Origin of the sequence: Castellaniella sp., assembly GCF_004321985.1 — a bacterium.
Classification (GTDB): Bacteria; Pseudomonadota; Gammaproteobacteria; order Burkholderiales; family Burkholderiaceae_B; genus Castellaniella.
Genome location: NZ_SCQN01000084.1, coordinates 1 through 1133, shown reverse-complemented (window position 1 = coordinate 1133; position 1133 = coordinate 1). Strand labels below are relative to the sequence as shown.

1 protein-coding gene is annotated in these 1133 nt (G+C 62.0%); it reads left to right on the top strand.

The window, feature by feature from the left end:
* Nucleotides 1-77 precede the first annotated feature (77 nt).
* Nucleotides 78-1103, top strand: coding sequence for an IS630 family transposase (locus EPN31_RS16645; RefSeq protein ID WP_027491196.1), 1026 nt, complete (start codon nucleotides 78-80; stop codon nucleotides 1101-1103).
* Nucleotides 1104-1133: the final 30 nt, after the last annotated feature.

The window sequence follows — 1133 nt, the reverse complement described above, 5'->3', positions numbered from 1 at the left end:
TACTAAGGCGAACATAAGTAAGCGAACATTTTCGCTTCGTCGCTGTCCAAGGATAGGATGTCGATGAGGAGAGGGAAATGCGCGCTACCGATGGTCGAAAGTTGTCCCACGAGACGCTGGAGGCGATGCGCCTTCGGGCGGTCGAGGCGGTGGAATCCGGGGAGTCGCCGGAAACCGTGATCCGGACGCTTGGGCTGTCGCGGCCACGTATTTATGAGTGGCTGGCCGCCTTCCGTGAGGGCGGGCTGGAGGCGCTGCGAGCCAAGCCCATCAGCGGACGGCCGCGCAAACTCGACGAGCGTGCCATGCGCTGGATTCATGCAACGGTGACCACGAAGAACCCGCAACAGCTGAAGTTCGAATTTGCGTTGTGGACACGGGCGATGGTGCGTGACCTGATCGCCCGGCGGTTCAAGGTTCGTCTGTCCGAGGTATCGGTCGGACGCCTGTTGCGCGAACTGGGCCTGTCGCCGCAACGACCGCTGGCGCGTGCCTACCAACGCGACCCGGCACGCGTTGAAGCCTGGCTGCATGAGGAATATCCAGCGATCCGCAAGGAAGCCAAGCGCGCCAAGGCGCAGGTGTTCTTTGCCGATGAGGCCAGTGTGCGCTCGGACTACCACAGCGGCACGACGTGGGCACCGCTCGGGCAAACGCCCACCGTGGAGCGGACGGGCGCGCGTTTCACCCTGAATTTCATTTCGGCGGTCAGCCCGCGGGGTGAGCTGCGGTTTGCCTGTTGCCCAGGCACCCTGACGACCGCCAAGTTCATCGACTTCCTCAAGCGGCTCATGGTCCATCGCGATGCGCCCGTCTTCCTTGTCGTCGATGGCCATCCGGTGCACCGTTCACGCGCCGTGAAGCAGTTCGTCGCCGGTACTCAAGGGCAATTGCGCTTGTTCCAGTTACCGCCTTACAGCCCGGATCTGAATCCGGACGAGTTGGTGTGGAATCACCTCAAACGCCACAAGCTTGGTCGTTTGGCCTTGAGCGGGCCGGACCACCTCAAGCGTCATGCCATGGCTTTCCTGCGCGCCCTGCAGAAACAACCGGCCTTGGTGCGCGGCTTCTTTCAACACCCCACCGTCCGCTATGCCGCCTGATATGTTCGGATACTTTCTTTCGGCTTAGTA